The sequence below is a fragment of the Dokdonella sp. genome (genome assembly GCF_019634845.1).
GTDB lineage: Bacteria > Pseudomonadota > Gammaproteobacteria > Xanthomonadales > Rhodanobacteraceae > Dokdonella_A.
Genome location: NZ_JAHCAQ010000015.1, coordinates 60,323 through 73,364 on the forward strand (window position 1 = coordinate 60,323; position 13,042 = coordinate 73,364).

Below are 13,042 nucleotides of genomic sequence, written 5' to 3' on the forward strand. Positions count from 1 at the left end.
GCCGCCATGCCCAATCGTTTGCGCAAAGTCGTGTTTCCCGTTGCCGGCCTCGGCACCCGCTTCCTGCCCGCCACCAAGGTGGTCGCCAAGGAGATGCTGCCGGTGCTCGACCGGCCGCTGATCCAGTACGCGGTCGACGAAGCCGTCGATGCGGGCGCCGACACGCTGGTGTTCGTGACCAACCGCTACAAGCACGCGATCGCCGACTACTTCGACAAGGCCTACGAACTCGAGAGCAAGCTCGCCCAGTCGGGCAAGAATGAGCTGCTGGCGATGGTGCAGGGCACGCTGCCGCGCCATGTGCGCTGCGTGTTCGTGACCCAGCCCGAGGCGCTGGGGCTTGGCCACGCGGTGTTGTGTGCGAAGCCCGTGGTCGGTGACGAACCGTTCGGCGTGATCCTGCCTGACGACCTGATCTGGAACGGCAGCGGCGCCGGCGCGCTGCGCCAGATGGCCGACCTTTCCGTGCGCGAGAACGGCGCTGGCGTGATCGCCGTCGAGGAAGTCGCGCGCGAGCAGACCGACAAGTACGGCATCGTCGATGCGCGTCCTTTGTCCGAACGCGCGGCGAAGATCAATCTCGTCGTCGAGAAGCCCAAACCCGAGGTCGCGCCGTCGAATCTCGCGATCGTTGGCCGCTACGTGTTGCCGGGCCGCATCTTCGAGCTGTTGGAAAACACCAAACCTGGCGCAGGCGGCGAGATCCAGCTCACCGACGCGATCGAGGCGCTGCTCGGTGAACGCTCGGTGCTGGCCTATCGCTTCGAAGGCACACGCTTCGACTGCGGCAACAAGCTCGGCCTGGTCAAGGCAACGCTGGCGATGGCGCTGGCCGATCCTGCGCTGGCGGGTCCGACGCGCGCCTACATCGCCGACACCATGGGTTAGCCGATGCCGGGACCAGCGATTCCGCGATGGGCGTGGACGGCCCCGGTATTCGCGTTGGCGGCGGGTGTTTTTGCATTGTTCGTGCTGCATCTGCCGCACGGATTGCTCTACGAAGTGGTTCCCGCTGCCGTATTCTTCACCGCGCTGTACCGCTGCTTCACGGGCGCGACGCCGTGGCAGGCGCGATACGTCTGGCTGATGCTGTGGTGCGCGCTGGTGGCGGTGGTTCCGTTCCTGTACGTGGGCCTGTTGGCTTCGCATTGAGACACCATGGACCTCAGCTACATCCTCAATCACCTCGGCGAGGACCGCGCGCAGTATTTCGGTGCGGTGGCACCGCCGCTCGTGCAGTCGTCGATCTTCGCGTTCCCGAACGTGGCGGCCATGCGCGACGCGTTTGCCGACGAGTACGGCCGGCACCTGTACACGCGCGGCAACAATCCGACGGTCGAGATCCTGCGCCGGAAGGTCGCGGCGCTGGAAGGCGCCGAGGATTGCCTCATGTTCGGCAGCGGCGCGGCGGCGATGGCGGCCGGCGTGATGACCCATCTCGTCGCTGGCGACCACGTGGTCTGCGTGGCCAAGCCCTACAGCTGGACGCGTGCGCTGCTGCGCGACCTGCTCGGCCGCTACGGCGTGGCGGTGAGCTTCGTCGACGGCTGCGAGGTCGCGTACTTCGAGGCGGCGCTGCGCGAGCGCACGCGCCTCATCGTGCTCGAAAGCCCCAATTCGCTGACCTTTGAGCAGCAGGATCTCGCCGCCGTGGCCGCGCTCGCGCAGGCGCGCGGCATCCGCACGATCTGCGACAACAGCTACGCGACGCCGCTCAACCAGTCGCCGCTGGCTTTGGGCATCGACCTCGTCGTGCACTCGGCCACCAAATACCTCAACGGCCACAGCGACGTGGTGGCCGGCGCCTTGTGCGGCAGCAGCGCGCTGTTGCGCGAGGTATTCCGCGGGCCCTACATGGCGCTCGGCGCGATCCTCTCGCCACACGATGCCTGGCTGCTGCTGCGCGGGCTGCGCACGCTGCAGGTGCGCATCGAGCGCATCGCGCGCACGACGCGCGAGGTGCTGGCCTATCTCGAAGCCCATCCGCGCGTGCGGCAGGTCCATTCACCGCAGGCCAGCGCCAATCCGCAGCTTGCGCTCAGCCAGCGGCAGTTGCGTGGCGCGAGCGGGCTGCTCACGATCGAGCTTGCCACCGGCGAAGTCGCCGCCGTCGAGCGCTTCTGCGATGCGCTCACGCGCTTTCTCATGACGGTGTCGTGGGGTGGTTACGAGTCGCTGGCCTTTCCGGTCTGCGCGGTGTTTCCGCCCGGCACGCCGCTGCGCCCCGGCGGCGACACCAACCTCGCCCTGGTGCGCCTGTCGATCGGGCTTGAGGATGCGGCCGTGCTCATTGCCGACCTCGAGCAGGCGTTGGCGCGTCTGTAGCGCGCTACGGCAGGCTGCGGATACGCCAGCCGATCGCGATCGCCGCGATCGCCAGCACGACGCACAGCATCGCGCTCACGCGCAGCCAACGCACGAGCGCGACCATGGCCGCGCCGCGCCGCACCGGCGTGTCGCGGATCACGCGCGCTGTCGGCAGCGGCCAACGACCGGCGCGCAGCGCGCGCAGCGACTGCCGCCAGGCATGGGCACCGAGTACGAGCAGCGAGACGCCTGCCAGCATCGTGCTGGCACCGATCCAGGCACGCAGTTGGTGCGCGGCCGCATCGGGTGTCGCCAGCACGGCCTGGGCATACAGCCAGCGCTGCATGAGGTACAGGCCCACGCCAGCCGCCACCGCGCTCAGCGCGAGCAGCAACAGCGTGCGGCGACGATACGCCGGGTCGGCGCGCTGGATGTCCCCACTCATGCAAGCTCCCCATGCAAGGTGGTCGCATCATAGGTGGCCTCGGTCGCGCGCGGCGCGCCGTTCATCGTGCAATCGCTGCGCTTGTCGCCGCTGCTATGCTTGCGCGATGAAGACCTTCGCATTTGCGGCCGTGCTCGCGTTGGCACTCACGGCCTGCCAGAACATGGCACCCCGTCCGGCCGCGCATGCGGCTGCCGCAGCCCAACGCGTCGTGGTCGGCCGGTACGACAACCACGAGCAGGTTTGGCAGGCGCGCGGGCAGGGCAAGGCGATTGCGCCACCGCATCTGCGCGTGACGCTGGAGGCGGCGGGCAAGCCTGGCTGGACACTGTGGCGCATCGACCTCGACGGCACGCCGCCGATGAGCGCGCTGTGGGCGCTGCGAGAGGACAGCAGCGGGCCGGCGCCCGTGCTGGTGCCGCATCGCGCACTCGTCGCCGCGCCGGCGACCGGCAAGGCGTTCGATCCGGCGCAGTGGGCCGCGCTCGATGCCTGTGCGCTGCGCAGCGACGCCGGCCGCTACGCGGGCGACACTGCCACGTGTACGGTGCTGGCGCCGGGCATTGGCACCGACATGGCGTTGTTGCCGCTCGCGATCACGCACGATGGCGAGTGGCTGCGCCTGCGCCTGTACGCCGACCAGGCTCGCGGCGGCGACGCGCGTGAGGACCTGCGCCGCATCCAACTGTTCACGGGCTGGGCGGCGCTCAACGGCGGCGGCCCCAAGGCCGCCGCGGACAGCCAGGATTGGCACATGGATCGCGCGCTGCAGATCGAGAACGAAGGCGGGCACTACGCGCTGCATTGGCGCGATGGCAGCGCCAGCGGCTATTCGCTCGAACTCGAGCGGATTGCCTACCAGGGCGGCAACGTGCCCGTGCTCAAGCTGGCCGTCATCGAGGATGCCAGCGGCCAGACCTTGGCCTACGCCTGGGCCAATCCCGAGGCAAACCGCATCGGCATCAACCTCGGCTGGCTGCAGGTCGGACTGGAACGCGCTGCGGCGACACCGTGACGCGGGCCGCGATCGATGGCAATGCGCGTCGACGCGGCGATCTTCGGCGTGGTTGTCACTCGCCAGGCCATCGGCTGCTGCGGTGCTGCGCTGGGCGTCAGCGCGCCCGCTCGAGCCAGACTTCGAGTCCCTGCGCATTGAGCTCGATGTCGACGTCGAGCAAGGCGGCGAGGCGCGCGGCATCGACCTCGCAGCCGTGCGTGCGTGCCCGAGCGAGGTACAGCGCCGCGAGTTCGGCCGCGATCGCTGCATGGCGATCGCCGGCCTGCGCATGGCGGCGCGCGATCGCGACCATGGCGTCGATCTGCTCGTGCAGGTCGTCGCCGCAGCGGCGTGGTTCGGCGATGCGGCCGAAATGGGTCAGGTGCAGCGCACGCGGGGCGCACTCGAGCACGCGCTCGATCGAGGCATGCATGGCGTCGGGGTCGAACTGCACGGGTGAGGTGGTGGGGATGATGAAGGCGCCACGCGCGGTGTCGAACTCGCGGTAGGACAGGCCGAAGCAGTCGCCGGTGAACACGCTGGCGCTGCGCTCGTCGTGGATCGCGTTGTGGTGGCGCGCGTGGCCGGGCGTGTCCAGGCAGACGAGCGCGCGTCCAGCCAGCTCGACCACGTGGCCGTCGGCGGCCTCGACCACGCGCTGCGCCGGTACCGGGCGCAGCGTGCCGTAGCTGCGCTGCATCTCGGCCTCGCCATACACTGCGGTGGCGCCGGCAATGAGCTGGGTGGGGTCGATCATGTGGCGCGCGCCGCGCGGATGCACGACGAGCCGTGCGTTGGGCAGCCGCGCCAGCAGTTCGCCGGCGCCCCCGGCGTGGTCGAGGTGCACGTGGGTGAGGATCAGCCAGTCGACGGCAGCCGGCGTGAGTCCGGCTGCGGCCAACGCATGCAGCAGGCGCGGCACGCTATGGTTGGTGCCACAGTCGATGAAGGCGGCACGACTGCCCTCGACCACGAGGTGGCTCGCGTCGAAGCGCGGCCGGTGGAAGCCGGTGTCGATGCGATGGATGCCGTGCTCGACCATGACGGGCCTACAGCGCTTCGAAGATGCCGGCTGCACCCATGCCGGTGCCGATGCACATCGTCACCATGCCGTACTTCTGCCGGCGCCGGCGCAGGCCGTGCACGAGGGTGGCGGTACGGACGGCGCCGGTCGCGCCGAGCGGGTGGCCGAGTGCGATCGCGCCGCCGAGCGGGTTGACCTTGGCCGGATCGAGGCCGATGTCGTGGATGACGGCGAGCGCCTGGGCCGCGAACGCTTCGTTGAGTTCGATCCAGTCGAGTTGTTCCTTGCGGATGCCGCTGCCGGCCAGCGCCTTGGGAATCGCCGCGATCGGACCGATGCCCATGATTTCGGGTGGCACACCGGCGACCGCAAAGCCGACGAAGCGTGCCAGCGGCGTGAGGTTGTAGTCCTTGAGCGCCTGCTCGCTGGCCAGCAGCACCGCGCCGGCGCCGTCGGACATCTGCGATGAGTTGCCGGCGGTGACGCTGCCGCCGGCACGGAATACGGGTTTGAGCTTGGCCAGCACCGCCGGGCTCGTGTCCTTGCGCGGGCCCTCGTCGTGGCTGATGACACGCTGATCGGCGTGGATCGCGCGCGTGGCGAGGTCGGGATAGCGATCATCGAGCGTGAACGGGGCGATCTCGTCGCCGAATTCGCCGGCCGCCATCGCCGCCAGCGCCTTCTGGTGGCTGGCATAGGCGAATTCGTCCTGCGCCTCGCGGCTCACCTTCCAGCGTTCGGCGACCTTTTCCGCGGTGATGCCCATGCCGTAGGCGATGGCGACGTGTTCGTTGTCGAATGCGGCCGGGTTGAACGCGATCTTGTGGCCCATCATCGGCACCATGCTCATCGACTCGGTGCCACCGGCCAGCATGAGGTCGGCCTCGCCGAGCCGGATGCGATCGGCGGCCATCGCGATCGACTGCAGGCCCGACGAACAGAAGCGGTTGACCGTGACGGCGGGCAGGGAGTCGGGCAGGCCGGCCAACAGCACGCCGATGCGCGCCACGTTCATGCCCTGCTCGGCTTCGGGCATCGCGCAACCGATGATGGCATCGCCGATCCGTGCCGGGTCGACGCCCGGCGCCTGCGCCAGGGCAGCGCGCAGCACGTGTGCCAGCAGGTCGTCGGGGCGGGTGTTGCGGAACACGCCGCGCGGCGCCTTGCCGACGGGCGTACGCACGGTGGAGACGATGTAGGCGTCTTGTACTTGCTTGTTCATGGGGTGGTTCCTCGATCGGGAAGTTGGGCGGGGGCCAGGGCATGGGCGGTGGCTCGCACGCGCGCCAGTCCCGTTTGGCGGTTCCCGATGCTCAGTTGCGGAGCGGCTTGCCGCTGGCCAGCGTGTGCGCGATGCGTTCCTGGGTCTTGGGCATCTGGGCGAGTTCGAGGAAGTGGCGGCGCTCCAGATCGAGCAGCCACTGTTCGTCGACCTGCGCGCCACGTTCGATGCGCCCACCGCACAACACGTCGCCGATGCGCGTGGCAATGACCTCGTCATGTTCGGAGATGAAGCGGCCTTCGCGCATGTTGACGAGCATCATGCGCAGCGTGGCCAGGCCGACGTCGCCGGCGACGCCGACCGCGTGCGCCGGCAGTGGCGGACGATAGCCGGCCTCGGCCATCGCGGCAGCAACCTGCCTGGCCACGTACAGCAATTCGAAGCTGTTGAACACGATGACATCGTCAGGGCGCAGCAGGCCGAGTTGCTTCGCCTCGAGTGCACTGCCCGAGGTCTTGGCCTGGGCCACGACCTCGAACATGCGCTTGATCTCGGGGAACACATCCTCATCGTGCGCCCGCTGCGCGGCGCGCACGGCGATCTCCTTGAGGCCGCCGCCGGCCGGCAGCAGGCCGACGCCGGCTTCGACCAGGCCGATGTAGCTCTCGAGCGCGGCGACGGTGCGCGCGCAGTGCATCTGGAACTCGCATCCACCACCGAGCGCCAGCCCGCGCACGGCCGCCACCACCGGCACCAGCGAGTACTTGAGGCACAGGCTCGTGCGCTGGAAGTTCGCGATCATCGACTCCAGGCGTTCAACCTGTCCGCCCTGCACGAAGCCGAGCATGCCCTTGAGGTCGGCGCCGGCCGAGAATGCCTTGTCCGAGGCCTGCCAGATCACCACGGCCTTGAGGTTGCGTTCGGCGTAGTCGATTGCGTGCTGGATGCCATCGAGCACGGCGTCGTTGACGGTGTTCATCTTGGTCTTGAACGAGAGGATGCCGACGCCGTCGTCGCCGAGCGTCCACAGGCGCACACCCTCGTTCTCCCACAGCGTGGTGCCGCTGGCCGGCTGCTCGCCGAGCAGGGCGTCGGGATAGAGCTGCCGCGCGTAGACCGGATGGCTGGAGCGTGGTTCGTACCGCGCCGACTGCGGCGACCATGAGCCTTCGGCATGATGGACGCCGTCGATGCGGCCGACCCAGTCGGGCAGCGGCGCCTTCGCCATCGCCTTGCCGGCGGCGATGTCCTCGTCGATCCATTGCGCGATCTGCCGCCAGCCGGCCGCCTGCCAGGTCTCGAACGGGCCGAGCTTCCAGCCGTAGCCCCAGCGGATCGCGAGGTCGACATCGCGCGCGGTCTGCGCGATCGATTGCAGGTGATACGCGCTGTAGTGGAACAGGTCGCGGAACATCGCCCACAGGAACTGCGCCTGCGGATCGGTCGAGGCGCGCAGCTTGCCGAACTGCTCCACGGGATTCCTGATCGCGAGGATGGCCGCCACTTCAGGCGACGGCTGTGCCGCGCTGGGCACGTAGTCCTGGCTGGCCAGATCGAGCACGAGGATGTCCTTGCCGCGCTTGGTGTAGATGCCGGCGCCGGACTTCTGCCCCAGTGCGCCCTTGGCGATGAGCGCGCCGAGCCAGGCCGGCGCGGCGAAGTAGCCGTGCCAGGGGTCGTCGGCGAGAGTGTCGGCCATGGTCTTGATGACGTGGGCCATCGTGTCCAGGCCCACCACGTCGGCCGTGCGATAGGTCGCCGACTTGGGGCGGCCGATGGCCGGGCCGGTCAGCGCATCGGCCAGATCGAACGGCAGGCCGAACTGTGCCGTGTGGTGCATCGTGGCCAGGATCGAGAACACGCCGATGCGGTTGCCGATGAAGTTGGGCGTGTCGCGCGCATACACCACGCCCTTGCCGAGCGTGGTGGTGAGGAAGGCCTCGAGGCCGGCCAACACTCCCCGGTCGGTCTCGGTGTCGGGGGTCAGCTCGACCAGATGCATGTAGCGCGGCGGATTGAAGAAGTGGATGCCGGTGAAGCGCGGTCGCATCGCGGCCGGCAGGGCGCTGGCGAGCGCGTTGATCGACAGGCCCGAAGTATTGCTCGCAACAACTGCCGAATCAGATACATACGGTGCGATCTTCGCGTAGAGATCGAGTTTCCAGTCGAGCCGCTCGGCGATCGCCTCGATGATGAGGTCGCAGCCGCGCAGTGCGGCGAGATCGTCCTCGTAGTTGGCGGGCGTGATCGCCGCGAGCACCGCCTTGCTGGCCAGCGGTGCCGGTGACAGCTTGCCGAGATTGGCAATGGCCTTGTCGACGATGCCGTTCTTGCCGCCTTCGCGGGCGGGCAGGTCGAACAGCACGGTGGCGACGCCGGCATTGGCCAGGTGTGCGGCGATCTGTGCGCCCATGACGCCGGCGCCGAGTACGGCGGCTTTGCGGATGCGAAGGGGCGGATGGTTCATGGACGGCTCCCGATGACGGATGGATGAGTGAGATGGATGGGGTGAGGTGGGCAGGGCGGCACGCCGGCGCCGATTCGGCCGCACGGCGTTGCGCTCGATGTCATGCCCGCAGGCCGGCGGCGGCGAAGGCGATCAGGTGGGTCACGGCTTGGCGTCGATGCGCGTCCTCGCTGATGGCGCTGCGGCGCTTGATGATGCCGAAATCGGCCATTGCATAGGTCACCGCGCCGGCGATGATGTCGAGCCGCCAGTACAGTTCATCCTTGTCGAGATTGGGCAGCAAGCGCAGGAAAACAATGGCAAATTCGCGCAGGACGTGGCCATAGTTCTCGGACAGGAACCGGCGCAGGCGCTCATCGTGCTCGGCGTAGGCGCGCGCCAGTACGCGCACGAAGGCGCCGCCGCCGTGGGCCTGCAGCGATTGCTGGAGCGCCGGGCGGATGAAGGCGTCGAGCACGGCCTCGAGCGTGATGTCGCTGCGTGCCGCCAGCGCCGCCAGCGCGGCCAGACGCTCGCGGTTGAGCTCGTCCAGGCGGCGCCGGAACACCTCTTCGATCAGGCCTTCCTTGGAGCCGAAGTGGTAGTTGACCGCGGCCAGGTTGACCTTGGCGCCGGCGGTCACCTGGCGCAGCGAGGCGCCGGCGAAGCCGTGGCGCGCGAACAGTGCTTCGGCCACGCCGAGGATGCGTTCGCGGGTCGAGAAGCTGGCTTGGCTCATGGCAGGCGGACTGCATGCTCTCAAACGATCGTTTGAATGGTAGGCGCGTGCCATGCTGGCGGTCAAACCGCGTGCGGGCAGCGGCGTCGCGACAGTGCACAAGAGCGCCCGCTTTCGCTAGAATCCGCGCTGACAATGTGGTCCAAGTCTGCGGATTGGCGCAGTTTTGGCCCGCCACGCCCATTCGGGCGTGCCCCTGACAACCACTTGCGGAGATACCGGCTCATGGCGCTGGAGCGCACCCTTTCCATCATCAAACCCGATGCCGTCGCCAAAAACGTCATCGGCGAAATCTATTCGCGCTTCGAAAAAGCCGGCCTGCGCATCGTCGCGGCGCGGATGAAGCAGCTCTCGCGCAGCGACGCCGAAGGCTTCTACGCGGTGCATCGCGAGCGTCCGTTCTTCAAGCCGCTGGTCGACTTCATGATCTCGGGTCCGGTCATGATCCAGGTGCTCGAGGGCGACAACGCGATCGCGCGCAACCGCGAGCTCATGGGCGCGACCAATCCCAAGGACGCGGCGCCCGGCACGATCCGCGCCGATTTCGCCCAGTCGATCGACGCCAACGCGGTGCATGGCTCGGACGGCGCCGACACGGCAAAGGGCGAAATCGCGTACTTCTTCACCGACGCCGAGCTCTGTTCGCGCTAAGGTCGGGCCATGACAGCAGCAACGCCAGCACCTGCAGCACGTCCGTCCGCCACCGCGGCGCGGGCTGCCGGGCTCGCGTCGGGCAAGCCCAATCTGTTCGGCCACGATCGCAACGGGTTGCGCGCACTGTTCGCGCAACTCGGTGAAAAACCCTACCGTGCCGACCAGGTGATGAAGTGGATGTATCACCGCCACGTCACCGACTTCGCCCAGATGAGCGATCTGGGCAAGGCCTTGCGCGACAAGCTCGCGCAGGCGGTGGAGATCGTTCCGCCCAACACGATCTTCGAGAAGCAGGCGAGCGACGGTACCCACAAGTGGTTGCTCGGCATGGATGGCGGCAACGCGATCGAGGCCGTGTTCATTCCCGAAACCTCGCGCGGCACCTTGTGCGTGTCCTCGCAGGTCGGTTGCGCATTGGCCTGCCAGTTCTGTTCAACCGGTGCCCAGGGCTTCAACCGCAACCTGTCGGCGGCCGAGATCGTCGGTCAGGTGTGGATCGCAGCGCGCCACCTGGGCAACGTGCCGCATCACCAGCGCAAGCTCACCAACGTGGTGATGATGGGCATGGGCGAGCCGTTGCTCAATTTCGACAACGTCGTCACCGCGATGAGCGTGATGCGCGATGACCTCGGCTTCGGGCTGGCCAACAAGCGCGTCACGCTGTCGACCGCCGGCCTGGTGCCGATGATCGACAAGCTCGGCGAGGTGGCCGACGTGTCGCTGGCGGTGTCGCTGCATGCGCCCAACGACGAGCTGCGCAGCGAGCTCATGCCGATCAACCGCAAGTATCCGATCAAGGCGCTGCTCGAGGCTTGCCTGCGCTACACGCAGCGCCGCGCACGCACCACGATCACGTTCGAGTACACGATGCTCAAGGGCGTCAACGACCAGCCGGCGCACGCGCGCCAGCTGGTCAAGCTCATGCGCAAGGTGCCATCCAAGGTCAACCTGATCCCGTTCAACACTTTTCATGGCACCCAGTTCGAGCGTTCCGACGAGGCGGTGATCCGCGCCTTCCAGAAGATCCTGCTCGATGCCGGCGTGCTGACCACGGTACGCCGCACGCGCGGTGACGACATCGATGCGGCCTGTGGCCAGCTCAAGGGCCAGGTCGTCGATCGCACGCGCCGCCAGGAAGAATTCCGGCGCAAGCTCGAAGGAGGCGTGGCCGATGCGGCGTAGTGCATTCGCGCTCGGGTGTGCGGTGGCGCTGTCGAGTGTGGCGCTGACGGGGTGTGGCGCGTCCGCATCGGCGCCGGTCAAGAAGCAGGACGTGAAAGCCGAGCGCACCGAGGCGGCCCGCATCCATACCGAACTGGGGCAGAAATACCTGCAGCAGGGCAAGACCGAAACCGCGCTCGAGAAGCTCAACAAGGCGCTGCAGTTCGACCCCGGTTACGTCGACGCGCACACCGTGATCGCCGTGCTCTACGAGAGCATCAACGACCTGCCCAAGGCCGAGGAACACTATCGGCGCGCGGCCCAGCTCAAGCCCAAGGGCGGCGCCGAGAACAACAACTACGGGCGCTTCCTGTGCGCGCAGGGGCGTTACGACCAGGCCCAGGAGTACTTCAAGAAGGCGCTGGCCGATCCGTTCTACGACACGCCGGCGCTGGCGATGAGCAACGCCGGCTCCTGCCTGCTGCATGCCGGCAAGCGTGATGAAGCCGAGAAGATGCTGCGTCAGGCGCTGGCGCTGAGCCCCAACGACGCCACTGCGCTGTACTCGCTCAGTGCGGTGCTGTTCGACAAGGGTGAATTCTTGAACGCGCGGGCCTTCCTGCAGCGCTTCGAGGCGGTGGCCAGTGCGCAGCCCGCGGCGTTGCTGCTCGGGCGCAACATCGAGTTGCGGCTCGGCAATGCCAAGGGCGCCAGCGAGTATTCGCGCCGGTTGCTGGCGACGTTCCCGCAGTCGCCCGAGGCGCTGTCGCTGGGGCCGCAGGGCTGAGTGGGCGTGGCCGACACTGTGTTGCAACTGATTGCCGGCGCCGGGTGAGGCGCGCCGATCAACCGCCCGCCACGATGGCGGACACCACCACGGCAACGGATTGCCGGTGCGACTCCCCTGCTGGAACGCCGGGGATCGAAGAACGAATCGATGCGGCAGGCGAGCGGGTGAGCTCGCCGCTGCGTGAGGAAGAATCAGTGACGACCGTCCAGCAACCCCAACATGATGTCGCAGTAGCGGAGTTCCGGATGCCCTCGACCGGCGAACCTTCGCTGGGCGAGCGACTGGCGGCGGCCCGCCAGGCCCATGGCTGGAGCAGCACCGAGGTGGCCACGCAGTTGCGCCTGCCCCTGCACGTCATCGAGCGGCTCGAGCGCAACGATTACGCCGGCATCAATGATGCGGTGTTCCTGCGCGGCTACCTGCGCAGCTACGCCACGCTGGTCGGCCTGCCGGTCGAACAGGCGCTCGGCGTGGCCGATGCCCACTCGCAGGTTGCGCCGCTGGTGGCGACCGGCACGATCTCGCGCTCGCGCTACCTGTTCGAGCGCTATTCGGCCAGCGCCACCTATCTCACGCTGACGGCATTGATCGTGGTGCCAGCGGTATGGCTGGCCACCCATGGTGGCCTGCGCCAGGATCTGGCGCGCGTCACTCCGCTCGATCCGCCGGCGATGCGGTCGGTGCCGGCGCCGCTGCCCGATTCGGCTGCGGCCGGTGCTGGCACCGAAGCAGGCGGCAGCGCCGCATCGCTTGCCATGTCGCCGACCGACGCTGCGGGCGCGATCACCCTCACGCCGCGCGAGCAGACCCCGATCGTGGCCTCGATGACGCCATTCCAACTGACCGAGCCCAGTCGCCAGCCAGAACCACCCGCCGTGGAGACGGCGACGGCGCAGGCGGGTGAGGGCGCGCACCGCCTCGTGCTGCGCCTGGCCGAACCCAGTTGGGTCGAGGTTTCGACCGCCGATGGCCGCAAGCTCGAATACGCGATGCTGGCAGCCGGTTCGGTGCACGAATACCGCAGTGACGGCGTGCTCAACATCAGCGTCGGCAATACCGGCGGCGCGCAGCTGCATGCCGATGGCAACGCCATCGACCTGAGCCGCTTCCAGCGCGGCAACGTCGCCCACCTGCGGCTGTTCGCCGACGGCAGCGCGGTCGCCGAGCGGGGCCAGCCGTAACGGCTGAACGCCAGCCATGCCGCGCGCGTGGCGACACGCCGCGGCGCGGATTCCTGTTAATCTTCGCTCTTTGGCC

Annotated in this window: 13 protein-coding genes; 8 read left to right on the plus strand and 5 right to left on the minus strand. The window is 68.2% G+C overall.

Translation table 11 applies throughout. From position 1 onward, the window contains the following. Positions 1-6: 6 nt before the first annotated feature. The 3 genes from galU to KF903_RS11445 are packed head-to-tail and all read left to right on the plus strand — an operon-like array spanning position 7 to position 2,325. Positions 7-888, plus strand: a complete 882-nt coding sequence (gene galU / locus KF903_RS11435; RefSeq protein ID WP_291214799.1) for a UTP--glucose-1-phosphate uridylyltransferase GalU — start codon at positions 7-9, stop codon at positions 886-888. A gap of 3 nt (positions 889-891) precedes the next feature. Then, entirely contained in the window at positions 892-1,152 is a 261-nt protein-coding gene (locus tag KF903_RS11440) for a hypothetical protein (RefSeq protein WP_291214802.1), read from the plus strand. 6 nt (positions 1,153-1,158) lie between these two features. Next, positions 1,159-2,325 carry an aminotransferase class I/II-fold pyridoxal phosphate-dependent enzyme gene (locus KF903_RS11445; RefSeq protein ID WP_291214805.1) on the plus strand — a complete coding sequence of 389 codons (1,167 nt, stop codon included), beginning with the start codon at positions 1,159-1,161 and terminating at the stop codon, positions 2,323-2,325. Positions 2,326-2,329: 4 nt separating this feature from the next. Here KF903_RS11445 and KF903_RS11450 read toward each other — a convergent pair whose 3' ends face one another. After that, positions 2,330-2,752: a hypothetical protein gene (locus KF903_RS11450; RefSeq protein ID WP_291214807.1), complete on the minus strand. Its 423-nt coding sequence runs from the start codon at positions 2,750-2,752 to the stop codon at positions 2,330-2,332. Positions 2,753-2,858: 106 nt separating this feature from the next. On the opposite strand from KF903_RS11450, the gene KF903_RS11455 reads away from it, so the two are divergent. After that, a complete protein-coding gene (locus tag KF903_RS11455) occupies positions 2,859-3,767 on the plus strand; it encodes a hypothetical protein (protein WP_291214810.1) in 909 nt (302 codons plus the stop codon). Between the two features lie 97 nt (positions 3,768-3,864). Here the strand turns inward: KF903_RS11455 and KF903_RS11460 are convergent, their stop codons facing one another. The 4 genes from KF903_RS11460 to KF903_RS11475 all read right to left on the minus strand — a co-directional run bounded on the left by KF903_RS11460 (position 3,865) and on the right by KF903_RS11475 (position 9,180). After that, on the minus strand, positions 3,865-4,791 hold the full coding sequence (locus tag KF903_RS11460) for an MBL fold metallo-hydrolase (protein ID WP_291214813.1): 927 nt from the start codon (positions 4,789-4,791) through the stop codon (positions 3,865-3,867). Between the two features lie 7 nt (positions 4,792-4,798). After that, a complete protein-coding gene (locus tag KF903_RS11465; protein WP_291214816.1) occupies positions 4,799-5,995 on the minus strand; it encodes an acetyl-CoA C-acyltransferase in 1,197 nt (398 codons plus the stop codon). 91 nt (positions 5,996-6,086) lie between these two features. Next, the gene (locus KF903_RS11470; RefSeq protein WP_291214820.1) at positions 6,087-8,462 is read right to left on the minus strand and encodes a 3-hydroxyacyl-CoA dehydrogenase/enoyl-CoA hydratase family protein; all 2,376 of its coding nucleotides are present in this window, start codon (positions 8,460-8,462) and stop codon (positions 6,087-6,089) included. Positions 8,463-8,562: 100 nt separating this feature from the next. Further along, the gene (locus tag KF903_RS11475) at positions 8,563-9,180 is read right to left on the minus strand and encodes a TetR/AcrR family transcriptional regulator (protein WP_291214822.1); all 618 of its coding nucleotides are present in this window, start codon (positions 9,178-9,180) and stop codon (positions 8,563-8,565) included. A gap of 225 nt (positions 9,181-9,405) precedes the next feature. Here KF903_RS11475 and ndk point away from each other — a divergent pair, with 225 nt between their 5' ends. From ndk to KF903_RS11495, 4 genes are all read left to right on the plus strand, one after another. Continuing rightward, a complete protein-coding gene (gene ndk, locus KF903_RS11480) occupies positions 9,406-9,831 on the plus strand; it encodes a nucleoside-diphosphate kinase (RefSeq protein WP_291214825.1) in 426 nt (141 codons plus the stop codon). A 9-nt stretch (positions 9,832-9,840) separates the two neighbouring features. After that, the gene (gene rlmN / locus KF903_RS11485) at positions 9,841-11,016 is read left to right on the plus strand and encodes a 23S rRNA (adenine(2503)-C(2))-methyltransferase RlmN (RefSeq protein ID WP_291214827.1); all 1,176 of its coding nucleotides are present in this window, start codon (positions 9,841-9,843) and stop codon (positions 11,014-11,016) included. After that, positions 11,006-11,782, plus strand: coding sequence for a type IV pilus biogenesis/stability protein PilW (gene pilW / locus KF903_RS11490; RefSeq protein WP_291214830.1), 777 nt, complete (start codon positions 11,006-11,008; stop codon positions 11,780-11,782). The genes rlmN and pilW overlap by 11 nt, the downstream gene beginning before the upstream one ends. A 248-nt stretch (positions 11,783-12,030) precedes the next feature. Then, the gene (locus KF903_RS11495) at positions 12,031-12,966 is read left to right on the plus strand and encodes a RodZ domain-containing protein (protein ID WP_291214833.1); all 936 of its coding nucleotides are present in this window, start codon (positions 12,031-12,033) and stop codon (positions 12,964-12,966) included. Positions 12,967-13,042: the final 76 nt, after the last annotated feature.